This is a genomic window from Cyanobium sp. T1G-Tous, from assembly GCF_024345455.1.
In the GTDB taxonomy this organism is placed as follows: Bacteria; Cyanobacteriota; Cyanobacteriia; order PCC-6307; family Cyanobiaceae; genus Cyanobium_A.
In genome coordinates this window covers 53979-72367 of sequence record NZ_JAGQBD010000004.1, presented here as the reverse complement: position 1 = coordinate 72367, position 18389 = coordinate 53979, and the positions used below count along the sequence as shown (strand labels likewise).

Below are 18389 nucleotides of genomic sequence, written 5' to 3'. Positions count from 1 at the left end.
GATGACAAAACAAACTGGAAGGCTGCCTGTCACCGTGGTGACAGGCTTTCTCGGTGCGGGCAAAACAACCTTGCTGCGTCATCTGCTGCTGAACAGCGGCCAACGTCTGGCTGTGCTGGTTAATGAATTCGGCGAGGTTGGTATCGACGGGGAGCTGCTGCGCAGCTGTGGTTTCTGCCCCGAGGATGAGCTCGATACCCGCCTGGTGGAGTTGGCAAATGGCTGCCTCTGCTGCACTGTCCAAGACGACTTCTTGCCAACCATGGAGAAGCTGCTTGAACGAGCAGACAGCCTCGATGGGATCGTGGTGGAAACCAGTGGTCTGGCGCTACCGGAACCACTGATTGCTGCCCTGAATTGGCCGCAAATCCGCACCCGCATTCGCCTCAACGGCGTGGTGGCTGTTGTTGATGGCGAAGCCCTTGCAGCAGGCAGTGTGGTGGCAAATCCAGCCGCTCTCGAAGCCCAGCGGCTTGCTGATCCAAGCCTGGATCACGCTTCGGCTATCGATGAATTGTTTGCCGAGCAGCTTGAGGCTGCCGATCTGGTTTTGATCAGCCGCGCCGACTGCCTATCGGCCGGCGAGATTGATCTGGTGCATGAGGGCCTTGCCCCCCAGCTGCAGCCAGGAGCTGTGCTGTTGTCGATGGGCAGGGGTGTGGTCTCCCCAGAGCTGGTGCTGGGCCTTGAGCCCCGGCAGCCGACCACCACAGGCCATGACCATCACGACCATGACCATGACCATGACCATGACCATGACCATGACCATCACGAGCATCACGATCACACCCATGTCGCCATCGAGTCGCTTGCCCTCGACCTACCTGGCGATTTCTGCCGCGTTGCCCTTGAGCAACAACTGCTGCAGCTAGTTGGTGATAGCGCCCTGATCCGGCTCAAGGGGCGACTTTGGCTTTCAGGTAAAAACCGACCGCTTCAGATCCAGGCTGTTGGACCGCGGTTGGAGTGCTGGTTTGAACCAGGAGTTGAGCAGGCTGCTGCCTCCCAGCAGGCCCCAGGCCTGGAGCTGGTTTTGCTTGGCTTCCAACTTGATCGCCCTGCTATCGAATCCTGCCTAAACCAGGCCCTGACCGGTGAGCTGGCAGCTGCTACTAGCTGATCAATCCAAGGGGATATCCCCTTGGGCGCATAGCCCGTTCCAGCAGAGCGCAGGCCCCGCAATCCAGCTGGTATCAACCGGCAACCACCCAGCTGAATCAAGCATCTGCACCGTGCCGCTGCCGTCGTGGCGGAAGTCAATTCGACGTGGGCCGAGCTCAATCGTCCACCGAATAGGCAACTCACCTGCCGGGGCTTCAACGAGCATCGTGCATGGCTGCCAAGGACCATCAGCCAGACGGCACTGCAACGGCTGGGCCAGCGCAGCTGGCGCACAAATGGCTATCAAGCCTGCCAGCACTGCCCTGCAGGCTGGCAAGAAGCCAATAGGAACTGGGTTGAAGCGCCAAGCCACGGCTGAAATGCCAGGGGGCTGCTTTCAAGCTGACCAAAACTGACGTCAGCGGGCCATCGGGCTGCCAAGATTTAACAAACCTCCTGCTCCTCTGGTGCCACTCTTCCGCGCTCGCGTTCAGGTTTCACTTCGGCCCTCGGTGCTTGATCCGGCTGGCGAGGCCACCAGGGCTGCAGCAGCCCGACTCGGCGTCGACGGCGTCCGCAGCCTGCGCATCGGCAAGGCAATAGAGCTGGAACTGGAGGCTACGGACAAAACCACCGCCCAAGCTCAGCTGGAACTACTCAGTGATCGCTTGTTTGCCAATCCTGTGATCGAAAATTGGCAGCTAGAGCTGCATGAAAAGGCCGGGGAGGAGCAGCAATGACCATTGGCATCGTGGTGTTCCCAGGCTCAAATTGTGACCGGGATATGCGCTGGGCCTTAGAGGGGTGCGTCGGTCTACCGACCCGGTTCCTTTGGCATGAGGAGCGCGATCTCAGCGGCCTAGACGCAGTGGTGATCCCTGGCGGCTTCAGCTATGGAGACTATTTGCGCTGCGGTGCAATTGCCAGGTTTGCCCCCGTATTGGAGTCGGTGAAGCTTTTCGCTGAAGCAGGCGGTGCGGTATTGGGTATCTGCAATGGCTTTCAGGTACTCACAGAAATGGGGTTATTGCCAGGGGCTCTCACCCGCAATGCTCGGCTGCATTTTCTCTGTGAACCAACACCGCTGAGCGTTAATCCGGGCAACTGTCGCTGGCTGAGAGGGTATAGCGAGGCAGAAGCGATCGTGCTGCCAATCGCCCATGGGGAGGGGCGATACCAGTGCGAGAGCGAGCAACTGGCTGAGCTCGAAGCAAATGGTCAGGTGGTGTTGCGCTACTCAAGCAATCCCAACGGTTCGGTTGGTGATGTGGCGGGCCTAACCAACGCAGGCGGCAATGTGTTGGGTCTGATGCCCCATCCGGAGCGCGCCTGCGACCCGATCACAGGGGGGCTAGACGGATTGAGACTGCTTAGCAGCCTGCGCAATTGAAGGCTGGCAAACTCGACACATAACAAGCGGTCGTAAAAAAGGGGGCCAAAGGCCCCCGGATTTGATCGCTGAGGATCAAAAAATTGAAGCTTGATAGAAATCAGTTGACGGCGGCAAAGAACTCCTTGCTCTTAACCGGGTCGGGATTCATGGTCTTATCACCTGGGTTCCAGTTTGCGGGGCAGACTTCGTCGGGGTTGTTGCGGATGTGCTGGAAGGCCTGCAGCAGACGCAGGGTCTCGTCCACACTGCGGCCCACGGGCAGATTGTTGATTGTGCTCTGCATGATCACGCCATCAGGATCAATGATGAACAGACCACGTAGGGCGACTCCGGCTTCCTCATCGAGGACTTCGTAGGAGCGGGCGATGTCCTTCTTGAGGTCGGCAACGAGGGGATAGGCAATATCACCAATACCACCGTTCTTACGATCTGTCTGAACCCAGGCGAGGTGACTGAACTGGCTATCTACTGAAACACCCAGCACTTCGCAGTTGCGGCTGGAAAAGTCGTTGTAGCGCTCGGAGAAAGCGATGATCTCCGTTGGGCAGACAAAAGTGAAGTCGAGGGGATAGAAGAACAGCACCACGTATTTGCCGCGGTACTGGGAGAGACTGATCTCCTTGAATTCCTGATCCACTACGGCGGTGGCTGTGAAATCGGGAGCCTGCAGGCCAACTAGCCGGGACATGCTGGTTAAGTAAGTGAGGACTGGGCACACTGGGGACTTCAGTCCAAAGTCGGATCGACTACCAGTTGCTGTTCACAATTTATCACATGATCCAGGCTGGCGGGGCCATAGGCTGATCCTTGTGATGTCTATGGGAGTGATGGCGATGGCTTGGGAGCCGAGTGTGCTGCGGAAATACAACACGACTGGGCATTTCCGTCTGCTTAGCCAGCTGCGCTCTGAGCTGAAAGGCAACCCTTTGGTCCGGCCCAAGGAAGGCCAGAGCATCGGCGAGGTCAATCGCAGCAAGTCCTTGATTCGGGCAATTGAGGGGCGCTCCCAGGGCTATGGCCGTGGAAGACGGGGTGGTGCTGCCATAACTGCTGGCGCCTCCTCCGCCTCGCCGGATGTTCAACAGCTAAAGCTTGATCCAGATCCGTTTGAGCTGGTGAGCAGCATGGCAAGCGATCACGGCGACGTGGCCTCATTTCGAGAAAGGCTCAACACAGTCGAATTGCGCTAGTAAGCAAATAGATAGAAAATAAAAAAGGGCCTGAATCCAGGCCCAGTCAAAGAAATGGCTCGGGGGAGACTTGAACTCCCGACCTTGGGGTTATGAATCCCACGCTCTAACCAGCTGAGCTACCGAGCCGCTGATTGAGTTTATCAGGCTCTAGGTGGCAGGAAATGGAGTGGGTTGGCAGCCCCGGAGCTAGGGGGGTGTACCTCGAAGTGCAGGTGGGGGCCGGTGCTTCGGCCTGTGCTGCCCATATGGGATATCAAAGATCCCTGTTCAACATCCTGCCCTACCCGGACCATCAGACGGCTGTTGTGGCCGTAAAGGGAACGGCTGCCATCGGCATGGGCCAGGGTCACCAAGTAGCCGTAGCCGCCGTCGTGCCAGCCAGAGAAGACCACGCGACCAGCCTTGGCCGCCACGATCGGGGTCCCCACGTTGTTTGCCACGTCGATGCCCTTGTGCATGCGGCCCCAGCGCCAGCCGTAACCGGAAGTAAAAACTCCCTTGGTCGGCCAAATCCAGCCCTGAGCTGAGCTAGGGCCAGAGAAGGGCTTGTTGAGCTCATCAAAACCAGGCAATTCAGGCCAACTGATACCACCGCTAGTGGTTGGCTTGAGCCCCAGCACCATGCGGGTGCGACCGGATGATGCCTGGGCTAGCCGTACTTGGCTGCCGACCACAAGACGTGCGGTTTCAAGGCCAGGATTCAGACGCAGCAGTTCCTGCAGGGTCAGTCCATAGCGCTGAGCAATCTTTACGACCGTGTCGCCAAAGCGGACAACAGCACGGTCCTCCACAGGCGGCAGGGACTGGAGAGGGGGTGTACGACGCAACTCACTGGTATCGATCGCTGCCAGCTGCTTTATTTGCCTCGATTGCTGGCTGGGGACAACCAGCCAGTCACCTTGACGGAAATGGTGGTCTTCGTTGACGTCATTGAGTTTGGCCAGCCGCTCTTCATCAAGCTTGAGGCTGCCGGAAAGCTCTTCAACGCTGATGGGCTGGCGCACCTTTACCCAGATCTTGTCGATGCTGGGGGCAGGTAGGGCGGCGATCAAAGAATCAACAGAAGCCTTCTCGATATCGGCGGGGTCAAGAGCTGCGACCACTGCCGGCAGGGCAATGGCGCAGGGGATCAGGAATCGCAGAGTCGTTTGCAAAGGCTTCATGCAGTTCATTCAGTCGGACAAAGCTTGTGAAGAAGCCGATATCCCCAAGCCGGCCAGACAGTAGCGGACGGAACTCAGCGCCACAAGTGCTCCTTGCGACAACAAACGCGGACGGGCTGACCAGATCCCTGTCACTTCAGGGGATCACGCCAATGTCAGCAAGTTCTGTTGTCGTAGCGCCTCAAACAACACGACCCCAACCGATACGGAGAGGTTGAGGCTACGCACTCCGGCCTGCTGGGGCCGCTTGGCGCCTGACATTGGGATCGTGAGGGCGGCATCGGCCGAGCCCAGCACATCCGTTGGCAGGCCGTCGGTTTCGCGGCCAAACAGCAGCCAGTCATCGGGTTCAAATTGCCAACTGGTGTAGGGCTGGCTTGCATGGCTACTAAGGGCGATCAGGCGACCGCCGCTGCGGACTCGATGATCAGCAAACGCTGACCAGTCGACATGGCGCTGCAAGGACACCAGGGGCCAGTAGTCGAGGCCAGCACGTTTGAGCTGGCGATCATCGATTTGGAAGCCCAGGGGCTCCACAAGGTGCAGCTCCGTGCCGGTGGCGGCGCAGGTGCGAGCCACATTGCCTGTGTTGGGTGGAATTTGCGGCTGGAACAAAACGATCCGCGGCACGATTAAGGGGGTGGTACGGCAAAACCCAGGTTGCTCAGATTGAGCGCGCGGCCCGCAACCACAAGCCAGATAGCAGCGCAGAGGGGGGCAAGCTGCTGCTCCAAGGAGCCAAGCCGATCGCGAAATAAACCGCCGATCGCGGTGGCTGGCACTACGCCCCAACCAGTTTGCTCACTCACGAGCAGCACGGGCACCTTGCAGCGGCTCAAGCTTTGGCCAAGGCCTGTACAGCGCTGTTGCCAAGCAGAAGCATCGAGCTCGAGGCCAGCAGCGACCCAGGTGCCGAGGGAATCGACCAGAGCAAACCCAGGCGGGCTTAGAGATTCAAGGGCGCCGGCCAAAGCGCTATCAACCTCCAAGACGGTCCAGTGCGGTGGACGTCTAGCGGCGTGGGCCTCAACCCTTGCCAACCAGGTTGCATCGTCTTGTGTTGGCCGAGGCCCGGTTGCCAAGTAGGTAACCGGTAGGCCCGACTGCATAGCGAGGTGCTCGGCCCAGCGGCTCTTGCCACTGCGGGCAGGACCAAGCACGAGCGTGCATGGCTGGCAAAAATCAACCACCACCATTCATGTTGTGGAGCGTGGCCACAGAAGAGGGTGATACACGGTTGAGATAGCGGAAAATCCAGTATTTGAACACAGTTGCTAAAACCACCGGGAAGGTGGCAATGAATAACATTATGAAATTCTCTTGGGCGGGCAGGCCGAGGTGGTTAGCGACGCCATCCAGCAGTACTGTCCAGCCCTCCGGGCTGTGAAAGCCGACAAAAATATCGGTAAACAAGATAATTCCGAAGGCCTTGGCGCTGTCGCTCAATCCGTAAACGAGCTCATCAAGAAAACCGCGCAACACCTGAAGATCACGGCGACCAAACAAGCAAACGCAAACAAAACCAACCAGACCACCAAGATCGGCAAACACGTTCTTAATGGCGTGGGTGCTTTCCAGATCGGCTTCATCCTTTAGCGTCTGAGCCTTGTTCGCCAGCTGCATCTGCAGCTCATCACGGGTTGGCAGGGGATTGCCGTTTAAAAGGGCATCAAATTCAATCTCCGCCTGGAAAAGACGCAATTTCTCAACCGCCTTTTCCTCAAGTTTTGGTTTGGGATAGGTAAGAAAAGCGTTGTCTGGAGCGAAGCGATCTACTAGGGGCGAAACCACATAGGTGCGGCTGATCTGCTGAACCAGCACCGGCACCAAAATCAGCAGTAGCAGGATGCGCAATGACACCAAAGTGGAGTCTCTGCGCCGGCGAAAGCCCGCCACCACATTCGCTTCTGCCTCGGGGTCGAGCTGGCGACGTACCTGATCAACAACACCAATCAGGCTGCGGGGCAGAACCTCAGGAGAGCGAGAGATGGCAGGCAGAGGATCCCTACTGGCCGCGTAGCGGGCAACTACAGACTCAATCAGTTGAAACTGGCGGATTTCCTGACCGGCCAGCTCGCCTCGGTGGCCCTGCAGGGTTTGTACAGACTGGCGGCAGACCTCTAGCGCAGCTCGGAAACGACGCAGCAACTGGGCTTGGGCCGACCTGGGAATACGCAGGTCCAATTCCGGCCGTACGGGCCGGTCGTTGTAGTGCTCTAGTTCAATGCTCTGGATGAGCAGGGCAGATTCATAACCGCGCTCCAAATCGTTGCTGAGGTCTAGGGCTTGGGCGCGCCCAAATGCCCCCATCCAGTTGGTTAGTGCCATCGGATCAGCGCGAGAAGACCCACCAGGTGAGCATGGGCACAATCGTGCCAACGGTTAGAAGCACCACAATCCAAGTGAAGGCATTGCTTGACTTCGTTTCCTCCTTCGTGGGGATATTGGTGGGCTGGCTGACAACCTCAGCGGTGATTGGTTCGCCGGGATCCTCACCTCCCTGCAGCACTGTGAGCAGGCGAGTCATGGCATCGAGGCTGCCCTGGCGATAGCGACCACCATCTCGGATCGGCTGGGCCATCGTGGTTCGGGCCGTGCTGCGCAGCAGGCTGGCATCAAGCTGGGTAACCAGACCTGGGGAGGTCACCACCGCCGCACTGTTCGTCTGGCTGTCAATTAAAAAAAGCACCTGGTTGGGCTCGCCCCCAGACTCGGACCAACGCTCCAGGACTGAATTGCCGAGCTGGGAAAGGCTCAGCCCGTAGTCAAGGCGGTTAACGGTGATCAAGTGGGCATCCACCCGCTCTGCTGAAAAACTTTCGAGGGTTTTACTGAGCTCGCCGATGGCTGCTCGGCTCAGCACATCGGCGGTGTCAAGGATGCGTTCCTCGGGAGCGGAGGCCGGTAAACCACTTGCGGCAATTGCCAGAGCCGGGGCAGGCATCCAAATGGCTGCAAAGCCCATAAACAGGGCTGCCACAACTCCCAATAAGGGAAACCGACGGGTCACACGCAGGGAAGGGGGCAACGGTTCAGGCCCAACATGGATCTAGTTTGCCGCCTGCGGGCCCAGCTGTCGCCTCCTGCTTAACCCCCATGGCCCCCTCCACACCCGCAAGGGTCTGTTTTCTCTCTGGGGTGGCCTCCCTAGCCCTGGTTGTACTGAATCAAACAACCGCTACCAGCATCGATCCCGCCCTTGAGCGAGCCGCCGTATTGGCCAGTTTCTTGGCGGTGGCTCTGATGTTGGTGGGTGTGCTCTGGACCCGGGCCTTGCCCGAAGCGGCTGCCCGAGTTGCCCTCGAAGGGGTACAGGGAGTTGAGCTCGCAGATGGGCTACCTGAAGAGTTGGCAGAAGAATTGGGCTGGGGTAGCCAGATGTTGCTCACCGCCACCCCAGCGGCAGCGGTGGTGGTGCTGTGGCAAAACAAGTGTTTGCTGCGCCGCGGCCTGCTGGCGCCGGTGGCCTTTGAACCAGGGGCAATCTGCCAGCGAGCCCAGGAAAAAGGGGCCGCCATCTCACTTGTAGATCTGAACCTCTATCCAGGCCGTGCTGAATTTGAGAGCCTGCTGCCTGGGGTGCCAGCCGTGGTGGTTCAGCCGATTGACTCAAGGGGCTTGGTAGTGCTTGCCGGCTGGTCGCCACGCTGCTTTAGCCGCAGCGATTTGACCTGGCTCGAGGGTTGGTCCCAGCGGCTTAGAGAGCGAATGGAGCCGGCTTGCGGGAATCAGGACCTGATCGGGCCCGGGGGGGCAAAGTCACCCGAGTTTCCACCCGTGCCCCCGGACTGCTGAATACAGCCATCCCCTGCTTAGTGAGCACGCCCTGAAGCCTCTGTGAGCGGGTGACCTGGGCTAGAGCGGTGCGGCGCAGCTCGACAGCACCAAGGGCCTCAATCTGATTTGTCTGCCAATTCCAGCTGCAGCTATTGGCGACGAGGGAATCGGTCGGTTGGGTTAGGCGGCAATTAAGTGGAACCACCAAGGTGTGACTAGGACCAATCGCTTCAAAGCCAGTGCCGCTAAGCCTGGACTGGTCCAGCACAGCGGTGAATGGATGGGCACTGCTAATGCGCTCCCGTGCCAGGTCTAGGCGGGTATGGCTGGCATCAAGACGGCCCTTGCGGCCAGGATCAAGCACCTGCACCGGCGCCTGTAGGTCGATCAGCTGAAGCAGGGAATTACCGCTGAGGGAAGGGGCCGAAAGTGTTTGAACTCCACTAGCGGCCAGACGCCGTTCTCCCCGAACTGGTCCTCGACCGATCAGTTGGCCAGTCGTTGGGAACCAATCTGCAGAACTCAGCGCCAGTTTCAAGCCGACGGCCCCTGAACGCTCCAACAGGGGCAGACCCCGCAACTCCAACTTGTCCTGCTTGATCCAGAAGCGGGCCCGCCGAGCGGACACGAGCAACTCCCCCTGGGAAGCGCGCGGACTGCGGTCCAATTCCATCCGCTCCTGCTTGGGATACCAACGCACACGAGTAGAGGTCACAACAAGTGGCTTGGGCCCAAGTCGCTGCAGCCGGGTCGGGCCCTCCAACTGCACCACTTCACCATCGTTGATGACGGTGCCACTGCTGGCCGTTATTCGATACAGGGGTAGGCCCTTGGCATAGATGGTCCCGCGCAGGTCACGGGCTTGGGCAACACGGCGACCCAGGTCGTAGCGGACCTCCGGGCTGGTCAATTCCCACAGGGGCCGTCCGCTGGAATCCTTCTGGCGCAGGTTGAGGGAGCGGAAGACAAAAGGCTGGGCCGGCTCCTCCTTAGGCACCTGGGGGCGGCATCCAACCAACAGCACGGGCAGGGTTACTGCCGCACCCAGGCTCAGGCTCAGCAGGGGGCACCACTGCAGCCGGGCAGTCGTGGTCACAGCAGTCGTGGTCACAGAGGTGACTCGAGCTCAAGTCGCAACATCACCGGCTGCGGCTCAATCAGGGCCAGTCCTGGCTCTAGCTGACCCCATCGCTGGGCTAGCAGCCAAGGAGAAGCTTGGCTTCCAGGATCGCAGGCAGAAGCCAGCGGGCCACTGGCAAATGGTTCCTGACCGAGCTGGACCAACATCCGATCAGAAAGCTCAGGCAGGAGCGGAGCCAGCAGCACCGCCACCCAGCGGGTGGCCTCGAGCACGGCATAAAGATCCGCCGCCACCAAACTCTCCTGGCCCTCGAGCTTCATTTGCTTCCAGGGGGCCTGGTCGTTGAGGTAGCCATTTGCAGCGATTGCTAGCTGCAGCGCCGCTTCAGCGGCGCGACGGAAGTCCAGGTCGTCTAAGGCCGTATTGACGCTGTTGCCGGCCGCGAGGGCAGCAACGGCCAGGGGGTGATCGGCTTGGGCGGCGGCTCCGGCCGGTGGCACGGCATCTGCAAACCAGCGCCGTGCCATCGAGGAGGTGCGGTTCAGCAGATTGCCGATGGTATTTGCCAAATCGTTGTTGACCAGATCAGTGAAGCGCTGCTGCTGGAAATCACCGTCCTCGCCGAAGGGTATGTCGCGCAGCAAGTACCAGCGCACCGCATCGCGGCCACAGCGCTCAAGTAGCACTTCAGGGTCGAGCACATTGCCAAGGGACTTGCCCATCTTCTGGCCTTCGCGGGTCAAAAAGCCGTGGCCAAATACGCGCTCTGGCAGCGGCAACCCCGCAGACAGCAACATCGCCGGCCAATAAACCGCGTGGAAGCGCAGGATGTCCTTGCCAATCACATGTAGCTGGGCCGGCCAGCCACGCTCCAGCACCTGCTCCAGCACCACTGGCTCCGCCGGGTCGAGCAGGGCCGTGAGATAGCCGAGCAGGGCGTCAAACCACACATAAAAGGTATGGCCTTCATGGCCGGGCACCGGAATGCCCCATGGCAGGTCGATCCGGGAAATTGAAAAATCGCGCAGCCCCTGGGCCACAAAGTTTTCCACCTCCTTTTGCCTGGTGGCGGGGGCAATGAAGCCCGGCTGACGAATCAGGGCCTCGATCTGGGCCTGATAGCGGGAAAGGCGGAAAAACAAATTGACCTCATCGCGCCACTCCAACGGCTTGCGATGGATCGGGCATTCGGGATCCTCACTGCCCGGTGCGTCGTCTTTGAATTCCTCGCAAGCAACGCAATACCAGCCCTGCTGACGCCCCTCAACCACGTCGCCATTGGCCTGCACGCGGTCAAAAAATTGAGCCACCAATTGGCGGTGGCGAGGGTCGGTGGTGCGAATGAAGCGGTCGTTGCTGATTTGCCAACGGTTCCAAAGATCGCGATATCCCTCGGTGATTAGATCGCAATGGGCCTGCGGACTAAGTCCAGCCGCTTCGGCCGTGCGTTGGATCTTCTGGCCGTGTTCATCGCAGCCGGTGATAAACATCACCGATTCACCCCTCAGCCGCTGGTGGCGTGCCACCGCATCGCAGGCAAGCGTTGTGTAAGCACTGCCGAGATGGGCGCGGTCGTTGACGTAATAAAGGGGGGTGGTGAGCGTGTAAGTCATCCTTTTGATCCTACGGAGCGGCGACGGACAGAAAGACTGACTACGAGCACGCCAGCTCAGATCATCCCCTGCGAGGCTTGTGTCAGCCGTGTCCGCCAGCCATGACCCTGCCTTTAGAAGCAGTGGATGTTTTGGTGTGGGGGGGCGGCACCGGCGGCGTGGCCGCAGCAATCCAGGCGGCCCGCGGAGGTGCCAGCACGCTGTTGCTCACACCTGGCAACTGGCTTGGGGGCATGGTGAGCGCCGCCGGCGTTTGCTGCCCCGATGGCAATGAGCTCACCCCTTGGCAGACCGGTCTCTGGGGAGCCTTTCTGCGCGCCCTTGAGCAGGCGGAGCCCGAGGGACTGGATCAAAACTGGGTGAGTTGCTTTGGTTACCGGCCCGCCAGCGCAGAAGCAATCCTGCAGGGCTGGGTAAGCGAACTGGCCAATCTGCAGTGGTGGCCAAGCTGCAGGCTGCTGGCGGTACAGCGTCAGGGGGCCCGCATCACAGCAGTACAGCTGGAGCACAAGGGTGAAAGCCAATGGCTGGGCTGCAAAGTTGTGGTCGATGGCAGCGACCGCGGCGACCTGCTGCCCCTAGCGGAGGCTCCATTTCGACTCGGCTGGGAAGCCCAGGAGCAATGGGGCGAACCCAGTGCCCCCAGCCTGCAACGGCTGCAAACGGAAGCTTTTTTCAAGCAACAACCCGTGCAATCACCCACCTGGGTGGTGATGGGTCAACTCCAGAGCGAAGTGTTGCCGCCAGCTGCTGTCCCACCGCCTTTGGCTGCGCCATTTGAACTGGCCAGCGAGGCCTTCGGTTTAGAGCGCACGATCAACTACGGGCGCCTGCCAGGCGGCCTGGTGATGCTCAACTGGCCGTTGCACGGCAATGACTGGCACCAGGGGCTGGAACGCGCCTTCAGCGCTGATGAAGCGGAGCAAGCTGCGTTAGCGGCCGAAATGCAGTCCTACAGCCTGCAATTTGCAAGAGCCCTTGAGCAGGCAAGTGGGGGGTGGCTTCAACTGGGCCATGCCTTTCCTGCTGAAGCCGGCAGTCCTGCCCCCTGGCTGGCTGCCATGCCCTATTGGCGAGAGGGTCGAAGGCTGGTGGGCCGCTCGCTGGTGCTGGAACAGCACCTGCTCCCCCTAGGCAGCTCTGAATCCCAGGGGCCACTGCCGCTCAATGCCAGCGGCGAACTGGAGTCGATAGCGGTGGGCAACTACGCCAACGACCACCACTACCCCGGGCCTGACTGGCCCCTGGCACCTAAAAGCATTCGCTGGGGCGGGCGCTGGAGCGGCACTCCCTTCTGCATTCCCTACGGCGCCCTGCTGAGCGCTGAGATCGACAACCTGCTGGTAGCTGACAAGGCCTTCGGCAGCAGCCACATGGCCAATGGGGCCACCCGTTTGCAGCCCCTAATTCTGAACATCGGCCAGGCGGCCGGTGCGGCAGCGGCCCTGGCGGTACAGCGGGGCATCCCCCCAGCTGAGCTTGCTCCCCTGGCAGTTCAGCAGTGCCTGATCCACGATCACCGTGCTCCAGCGGCGGTAGTGCCGCTCTGGGACACCCCCTGGCATGCCAGCGATTGGTTAGCCCGCCAGCTGCAGCTGCTTGCCAATCCCGAACTCCTCCAGGCCAATGGCCAAATTGGGCGCCCATTTCAAAGACCCCTAAGTCCGAGCCAGGGCCATCCCGAACCCAGGGAGTCTCTGTGGCAAGGAAGGGTGCTGCCAGACGGCCAGGGCGGCTACACCTTTGTGAGCGAAACCGATCTCAGCAGTGATAACGCCAAAAGGGAGTGGCCCCTAATCAGCCTGGAGCCAGGCCTGAACCGCTGGCTGCAGAACCTTGATAAGCCGACCCAGGCCAAGTTGATTGGCTGTGCCAATCCATGGGGGCCGTGGTTGCGGGCCTCGCGACTGGCCGCGGATTAGCCCGTGGCCTGCAGTCGCAGTTGGTCGCGCAGGGGGTCTACCGCCTGAACTCGCAGTTGCAGCAGATCGCCTGGGGAAGAGCCGGCTGGACACTCGGCCGCCAGATCCATGGCCAGGGCATCAACGTGCACCAGCCCCAGCCGGTCCTGGGGCCGCAGCCAGCGCAGGAAACAGGCCTGCCAATGCTCACTCCCGTGGGCCGCAAACCACACCTGCTGCCAGTGACGCTGGTCTTCCCGGCTGATCTGCGTCCCCTGCCTGAGCGGACCGTCTAGGTCGGAGAGCAGGGCGGCTAGATCGGCGGCAACCATGGGCTGGCGCGCCTCTTGAATTGCCAGCAGTTGCCGTTGCGCCACAAGATCGGCGTAGCGGCGAATCGGCGAGGTGACTTGGACATAGGCCGGCAAGCCCAGGCTGAAATGGGGGCTTGGCTCGGTGCCGGTATGACCGCGACTAAGACACCGCTTAATGGCGCAATTGCGTACCGGGCCAGCCGGCAGGGCTGCCAGCTCGGCCTCCGGCGGCAAAGTTGCGGTCAGTTGGCTGCGATAGGGCAGGGCTAGTGCTTGCTCTTGGCCGAAACCGGCCACCACCGCGCCCGCCAGAATCATCGCTTCGGCCACCATCAATCGGGCGGGGCTGGGTTCGGTGATCTCAAGCTGGGCAGCGTCTCCCTGGGCCCGAATCCGACCCTCCGGCTGATCCAGCAGCAGGGCACCCTGGCGCACACGCCATTGGCGGCGGCGCAGCAGCAGGTCGTGCAGGTCGGCAAGATCGCGCTCCTGAGGCGGGGCAAGATCGATCAGATCATCGGCGTCGCCATAGCTGAGCCGGTAGGTGGGCTTAACCCAGCTGCGCTGCATACCCGAAGCCTTAACAGCCCCATCGCCATCGAGTTCAACCCAGATGCTCCAGGCGGCACTGCGATGGCCTGCGCGCAGGCTCATAGGTCCGGTGGCAAGCGCCTCCGGGAACATTGGCAAAATTCCTGATGCCAGATAAAGACTGCTGCCCCGCCGTCTTGCTTCTAGGTCGAGGGGCGAATCCAGCGCAATCAAGCGACCTGGATCCGCGACGTGGATCCAAATCTTCACCTGGCCAGCGGGGGTTGTTTCCAACGCCAAGCCGTCGTCTATATCGCAGGTATCAGCGTCATCAATGGTGACGCTGCGCTGGCCGCTCAGGTCCAGACGCTCGGCATCGCCTGGTTGTTCAATCTCAGCGCTAGCTAGCAGGCGTTCGGCATCAGCCAGTAGCTCAGCAGAAAAACCTTGCTCCCAGACCGTGGCTCGTAGGGACGGCAAATTGTGGGCTTGCCACTGGCCTAGATCAACCAACAGGTGGCGAATTGAACCCGTATCGGCCGTTACTTTGGCGGCCTGCAAAGCCTGGCGCAGGGGAAGGGGTAGGGGAGTTGTGCAATCGCCTCCAGCCCAATCAATCAATAGCTCAAGCTGCTGGCGCTGCTCGGCGCTGAGCAGTTGCAGATCAAGCGGTTGACGCTCGCGCAGCTGCTGCTGCCAGCGCATTTCAGCCTGCTCCTGGAGCACCCGCAGCCGGCGTTCTCGCCGCAGACGGCGCAGATCCGCCAGGGGCCTGGCCTCTACGAGGTTTTGGCGCAGACGAAACAGGGTTTGGGGACCGAGACACCAGCGCCAGCAGGCAGCAATAGCTAGGCCATCCCGTCGCGAAGACACCAGATCAACCCAGTCGCTCAGCTGCAATCCCTGAGGTTCAGCCTGCATCAGGTTCCAAGCTGCCGCGAAATCGCTTCGAGCAGGCAGCACTGCCATCAAAGCGTCGTCACTGATCGACCACGGAGCTTGACTAAGGCGCTGGGGTGGGTCGCACTCGCCAGAAAACGCAGCAAGCAACAAGAGTTGTCGCAGCGGCTGGATCTGCTGCCTCGCGCTTGTACCAATGGCTAAAGAGGCCTTGTTTGAGGCCACAGCCAATACAACAGCAAGCTGGGGACCGCGCTCATCGCCCAGTCCCACCAGATCGCCAACTTGGAAGGTTGCAGCCGCCAGGGGAGAGGCCTCAGCCTTCGGGATTCACAAAAGGCAGCAAGGCCACAATGCGTGCACGCTTAACAGCGTTGGTCAGGTCACGCTGCTGTTTGGCTGTCAGGCCAGTGAGCCGGCGGGGCAGGATCTTGCCGCGCTCGGTGATGAACTTCTTGAGCAGATCGACATCTTTGTAGTCGATCGGATCGCCAGGCTTGATTGGCGACAGGCGCTTTTTGAAAAAAGAGCTGGACATGGATTACGAAGGCGAGTGGTGAATGAAGCTGGATCTGACCAGTACCTGACGGGCTGGGGCAAATCAAGTTGAAACTGATGAATGAGTTCCAAAGCTGGGGCCCAAGCCTGAATCACTTGATTTCCTTGTGAACCGTCGAGGAGTTGCAGTGGGTACAGAACTTCTTCAGCTCAAGCCGTTCGGTGGTGTTACGGCGGTTCTTCTCAGTGGTGTAACGGGACACACCTGGAGAACGCTTTGCGGGGTTGGACCGGCATTCGGTGCACTCGAGAGTGATCACGATCCGGACGCCCTTGTTTTTAGCCATGAAGGACGTTGCGCCGCTGGAGCGATGCGAAAGGACAAGTTGACACCATACCTGGCGGTAGTCCCACCCCCCGGTTGATCCCTAGGATCAACGATCAACACATCAAGGGCTATGCGGGTCTCGCTCCAATGGCTGCAGGAGCTGGTGACCGGCCCCGAACAAGCCCTCGCTCCAGGGCCGCTAGCCGAGCGTCTGTCTTTGGCTGGTTTTGAGGTAGATGCCATAGAAGACCTGGCCGCCCAGGCCGGCGGTGTCGTGGTGGGCTTCGTGCGTGACCGCCAGGCCCATCCCAACGCAGACAAGCTCAGCGTCTGTTCAGTAGATATCGGCGCCGCCGAAGCCCTGCAGATCGTCTGCGGGGCAGCGAATGTGCGGGCTGGCATCCATGTGCCCGTTGCCCTGGTGGGCGCCACTCTGCCGGCGGTCAACCTCACGATCAAACCAGCCGAACTTCGCGGTGTGGCCAGCAGCGGCATGATCTGCTCCCTTGCCGAGCTTGGCCAGGCGGCAGATGGGGAAGGAATCGCCATTCTTGATGAGCTGCTGGAGCAGGTGCCCCCCTTGGGCGCAGCGGTGGGACCAAGCCTGGGGCTGGATGACCAGGTTTTGGAGTTGGCGATTACCGCCAACCGACCTGATGGCCTCTCCATGCAAGGCATCGCCAGGGAGGTGGCGGCCCTGGTGGGCGGCCAAACCCAGATAAAGGCCCCTGAAGTTGCCGCACCAAGCCAGCCGCTGCCTCTTTCCGCCAGTGACCGGCTCGCAGTTGAGGCTGGGGGGCTATTCAGCATCACAGCCCTCGACGGGCTGAAGGTCGCCCCGTCGCCCCTCTGGCTGCAACAGCGCCTGCAAAAGGCCGGCATTCGCCCAATCAACAACATTGTTGACATCACCAACTTGGTGATGCTGGAGACGGGACAGCCCCTGCACGCCTTCGACAGCAAGCGCCTAGCTGTAATCGCTGGACACAGCGAGCCCCAGCTAGCCAGCCTGGGGCTACGCCAGGCGCTTGACGGTGAGGAATTCACCAGCCTGGACGCTACGGAACACAAACTCAGCCCCGAAGCCCTGGTGGTTACTTACAGCAACCGCCCCATCGCCCTGGCTGGCGTGATGGGTGGTGCGGATGAAGCCGTAAATGAAACCACCACCTCTATATGGCTTGAGGCTGCTGTATTTGCTCCCCAGGCGGTGCGCCGCTCCGCCCGCAGCGTTGGCATACGCACTGAAGCAAGCAGCCGTTTTGAGAAGGGGTTGCCCAGGGAGGCCACCCTCTCTGCTGCAGATCGGGCCGTTGCCCTGCTTAAGCAACATTGCGATGCCAAGGTTTCCGGCCGCTGGCTGCATCAACGAGACGAGCAGCCAATCGAGCCATTGCAACTGAGGCGTGACGCCCTGCACAATTTGCTCGGACCTGTCCAAGACGGCGAAGGCTATTCAGACCTAACTGACGACAGGATCGTCCAGACCTTGACGGCCCTTGGTTGCCAGCTGGCTGAGGAGCTTGATGGTGAGGGTTGGCGCGTCACCGTGCCCCCCTCGCGGTTGATGGATCTGCAGCGGGAAGTTGATCTAATCGAGGAGGTGGCCCGTCTGGTTGGTTACGACCACTTCGCCTGCCACCTACCCGACCCACTGGAGCCTGGGGGCCTAACTCCAGCCCAGCAGGTGGAGCGCCGCCTACGCCGCCAACTGTGCGCTGCCGGGCTGCAGGAGGCCTGCAGCTTTTCCCTGGTGCCGGCTGCAGCTGGGCGCATAACCCTGGCTAATCCCCTGCTAGCTGATTACGGCTACCTGCGCGACAACCTGCATGGCGAGTTGCTCGCCGCTGCACGCCGCAACTTGCAAAGTGGGCAGCCAGGTTTCTGGGCTTTTGAGATCGGCCAGGTGTTCAGCAGCGATGCCGCCAGGTCTGATCGCCAGCTGCTGGCTGGGGTTATCTGTGGCGAACGGCGAGGTGAGCGCTGGAGCAGCAGTGGCAAACCCCAGCCTCCCAGCTATCACCAGGCCCGCGGCCTGTTGCAGCAAGCCCTGGTGTCGCTGGCGATTCCAATCGAAGATCGCCCCCTTAGCCAGCACCCGTTGCTACACCCGGGCCGAGCCGCCCAGCTGGTAGTGGAGGGGCGGCCCCAGGGCTGGTTTGGCCAGCTGCACCCGGAGCAGGCCGAAAAGCTCGACCTGCCGCAAACAAGCATCATCTTCGAGCTCGAACTCGATGCCTTGCTCATCGCCGCCACCCGCCGCAACCGCTGGCAGCCAGCCTTTGCCCCCTATGCCACCGTTCCCGCTTCGGAGCGAGATCTGGCCGTAGTTGTGGCAGCCAGCACGAATTCAGCTGAGCTGCTTCAGGTGATTCGCAAGGCCGGCAAGCCGCTGCTGGAGCACGCGGAATTAGTGGACCGCTACGAGGGTGGTCAACTTGCTGCAGGCCAGTGCAGTCAAGCCTTCCGCCTGCGCTACCGCGATGCCAGCCGCACCCTCACCGATGAAGAGGTGGAAGTTGCCCACTCCTCAATCCGGGCAGCCCTGGAAAAGCAGCTAGGCGCCCTGTTGCGCAGCTGATATCCAGGCGGCAGC

The 18389-nt window shown here is 60.8% G+C and carries 19 protein-coding genes and 1 tRNA gene; 7 read left to right on the top strand and 13 right to left on the bottom strand.

From position 1 onward, the window contains the following. The first annotated feature begins 1 nt into the window (after position 1). Complete coding sequence (cobW, locus tag KBY75_RS04160) at positions 2-1120, top strand: cobalamin biosynthesis protein CobW (protein ID WP_255023067.1); 1119 nt, start codon at positions 2-4, stop codon at positions 1118-1120. On the opposite strand, the gene KBY75_RS04155 is transcribed toward cobW, so the two are convergent. Next, positions 1121-1327: a hypothetical protein gene (locus tag KBY75_RS04155; RefSeq protein ID WP_254936785.1), complete on the bottom strand. Its 207-nt coding sequence runs from the start codon at positions 1325-1327 to the stop codon at positions 1121-1123. 241 nt (positions 1328-1568) lie between these two features. On the opposite strand from KBY75_RS04155, the gene purS reads away from it, so the two are divergent. After that, the gene (gene purS / locus KBY75_RS04150; protein ID WP_255023066.1) at positions 1569-1841 is read left to right on the top strand and encodes a phosphoribosylformylglycinamidine synthase subunit PurS; all 273 of its coding nucleotides are present in this window, start codon (positions 1569-1571) and stop codon (positions 1839-1841) included. Then, a complete protein-coding gene (purQ, locus tag KBY75_RS04145) occupies positions 1838-2491 on the top strand; it encodes a phosphoribosylformylglycinamidine synthase subunit PurQ (RefSeq protein ID WP_254936783.1) in 654 nt (217 codons plus the stop codon). Before purS ends, purQ begins: the two co-directional genes overlap by 4 nt. 100 nt (positions 2492-2591) lie before the next feature. Here purQ and KBY75_RS04140 read toward each other — a convergent pair whose 3' ends face one another. Continuing rightward, positions 2592-3182 carry a peroxiredoxin gene (locus KBY75_RS04140; protein ID WP_106501797.1) on the bottom strand — a complete coding sequence of 197 codons (591 nt, stop codon included), beginning with the start codon at positions 3180-3182 and terminating at the stop codon, positions 2592-2594. 139 nt (positions 3183-3321) lie between these two features. On the opposite strand from KBY75_RS04140, the gene KBY75_RS04135 reads away from it, so the two are divergent. Next, positions 3322-3684 (top strand): hypothetical protein, encoded by a 363-nt coding sequence (locus tag KBY75_RS04135; protein ID WP_255023065.1) that lies wholly within the window; start codon positions 3322-3324, stop codon positions 3682-3684. Between the two features lie 55 nt (positions 3685-3739). Here KBY75_RS04135 and KBY75_RS04130 read toward each other — a convergent pair. The 6 genes from KBY75_RS04130 to psb32 form a co-directional block, all read right to left on the bottom strand. Next, positions 3740-3813 (bottom strand) — tRNA-Met (locus KBY75_RS04130). A gap of 14 nt (positions 3814-3827) precedes the next feature. Next, on the bottom strand, positions 3828-4850 hold the full coding sequence (locus tag KBY75_RS04125) for a peptidoglycan DD-metalloendopeptidase family protein (protein ID WP_254936780.1): 1023 nt from the start codon (positions 4848-4850) through the stop codon (positions 3828-3830). Between the two features lie 144 nt (positions 4851-4994). Further along, complete coding sequence (locus KBY75_RS04120; RefSeq protein ID WP_254936779.1) at positions 4995-5480, bottom strand: tRNA (cytidine(34)-2'-O)-methyltransferase; 486 nt, start codon at positions 5478-5480, stop codon at positions 4995-4997. Positions 5481-5482: 2 nt separating this feature from the next. Continuing rightward, positions 5483-6010, bottom strand: a complete 528-nt coding sequence (gene cobU / locus KBY75_RS04115; RefSeq protein WP_255023064.1) for a bifunctional adenosylcobinamide kinase/adenosylcobinamide-phosphate guanylyltransferase — start codon at positions 6008-6010, stop codon at positions 5483-5485. 22 nt (positions 6011-6032) lie between these two features. Continuing rightward, positions 6033-7178 carry a proton extrusion protein PcxA gene (gene pxcA, locus KBY75_RS04110; protein WP_254936777.1) on the bottom strand — a complete coding sequence of 382 codons (1146 nt, stop codon included), beginning with the start codon at positions 7176-7178 and terminating at the stop codon, positions 6033-6035. A gap of 4 nt (positions 7179-7182) precedes the next feature. Beyond that, positions 7183-7878 carry a photosystem II repair protein Psb32 gene (psb32, locus tag KBY75_RS04105; RefSeq protein WP_255023063.1) on the bottom strand — a complete coding sequence of 232 codons (696 nt, stop codon included), beginning with the start codon at positions 7876-7878 and terminating at the stop codon, positions 7183-7185. A gap of 68 nt (positions 7879-7946) precedes the next feature. Here psb32 and KBY75_RS04100 point away from each other — a divergent pair, with 68 nt between their 5' ends. After that, positions 7947-8645 (top strand): cofactor assembly of complex C subunit B, encoded by a 699-nt coding sequence (locus tag KBY75_RS04100; RefSeq protein WP_255023062.1) that lies wholly within the window; start codon positions 7947-7949, stop codon positions 8643-8645. Here KBY75_RS04100 and lptC read toward each other — a convergent pair. Beyond that, positions 8548-9738 carry an LPS export ABC transporter periplasmic protein LptC gene (lptC, locus tag KBY75_RS04095; RefSeq protein WP_255023061.1) on the bottom strand — a complete coding sequence of 397 codons (1191 nt, stop codon included), beginning with the start codon at positions 9736-9738 and terminating at the stop codon, positions 8548-8550. The genes KBY75_RS04100 and lptC overlap by 98 nt on opposite strands. Then, on the bottom strand, positions 9735-11321 hold the full coding sequence (locus tag KBY75_RS04090) for a methionine--tRNA ligase (protein WP_396097928.1): 1587 nt from the start codon (positions 11319-11321) through the stop codon (positions 9735-9737). Before KBY75_RS04090 ends, lptC begins: the two co-directional genes overlap by 4 nt. Before the next feature lie 101 nt (positions 11322-11422). Between KBY75_RS04090 and KBY75_RS04085 the strand changes: the two genes are divergently transcribed. Further along, a complete protein-coding gene (locus KBY75_RS04085) occupies positions 11423-13243 on the top strand; it encodes an FAD-dependent oxidoreductase (protein ID WP_255023060.1) in 1821 nt (606 codons plus the stop codon). Here KBY75_RS04085 and KBY75_RS04080 read toward each other — a convergent pair. The 3 genes from KBY75_RS04080 to rpmG form a co-directional block, all read right to left on the bottom strand. Beyond that, positions 13240-14988, bottom strand: coding sequence for a ribonuclease catalytic domain-containing protein (locus tag KBY75_RS04080; protein ID WP_255023059.1), 1749 nt, complete (start codon positions 14986-14988; stop codon positions 13240-13242). The two genes, KBY75_RS04085 and KBY75_RS04080, sit on opposite strands and share 4 nt — an antisense overlap. Positions 14989-15283: 295 nt before the next feature. Then, positions 15284-15505, bottom strand: coding sequence for a 30S ribosomal protein S18 (rpsR, locus tag KBY75_RS04075; protein ID WP_006041316.1), 222 nt, complete (start codon positions 15503-15505; stop codon positions 15284-15286). Positions 15506-15617: 112 nt separating this feature from the next. Beyond that, entirely contained in the window at positions 15618-15812 is a 195-nt protein-coding gene (gene rpmG, locus KBY75_RS04070; protein ID WP_106501787.1) for a 50S ribosomal protein L33, read from the bottom strand. Between the two features lie 111 nt (positions 15813-15923). Here rpmG and pheT point away from each other — a divergent pair, with 111 nt between their 5' ends. Next, entirely contained in the window at positions 15924-18374 is a 2451-nt protein-coding gene (gene pheT / locus KBY75_RS04065) for a phenylalanine--tRNA ligase subunit beta (protein ID WP_255023058.1), read from the top strand. Positions 18375-18389: the final 15 nt, after the last annotated feature.